This is a genomic window from Holdemania filiformis, from assembly GCF_003459085.1.
GTDB lineage: Bacteria > Bacillota_I > Bacilli_A > Erysipelotrichales > Erysipelotrichaceae > Holdemania > Holdemania filiformis.
The window spans coordinates 1-547 of sequence record NZ_QRUP01000027.1; the positions used below are offsets into that span (position 1 = coordinate 1).

General features: G+C 48.6%; 1 pseudogene. It reads left to right on the forward strand.

What is annotated here, in order from left to right:
• Nucleotides 1-312: pseudogene (locus DWY25_RS17895) on the forward strand (hypothetical protein); the annotation flags it as partial.
• Nucleotides 313-547 lie beyond the last annotated feature (235 nt).

The following is a 547-nucleotide window of genomic DNA, read 5'->3' on the forward strand; positions in this document are numbered from 1 at the left end:
ATGGCGCAGCTGCGCTATGAGGGCAAACGGGAAGGCTTGGCAGAAGGCATTGAGAAAGGCATTGAACAAGGCCTTGAGCGTGGCATCGAACAAGGCATTGAACGCGGCATTGAACAAGGTATTGAACAAGGCATCGAAAAACAACGATTAGAAACCGCAAAGGAAATGTTGAGGAATCATTGTAATGATCAGCTCATCCAGCTCTGCACCAAGATCAGTCTTCAACAACTGGAACAGTTAAAGAAAGAAATCGTTTCCGGTTTTAATCAAACCGAGGACGACTCAGAGCAATCCCATCTGGCAAGCGACTAAAAAGAGGAAGCTGATCCAGATGAAGTTTAAGGACTAGAAGATCTAAATCCTTGATTGCTGAGCAAATCTTTAAGGAGGCGGACAGCGTAATGAAGCGAATGAGCAGTGATCCGGCGATACAGGATGCGGCGTTTGAGCATAACCGGCGGATGATGGACATGGCGCAGCTGCGCTATGAGGGCAAACGGGAAGGCTTGGCAGAAGGCCGGGAAGAAGGCCGAGAAGAAGGCAGAAT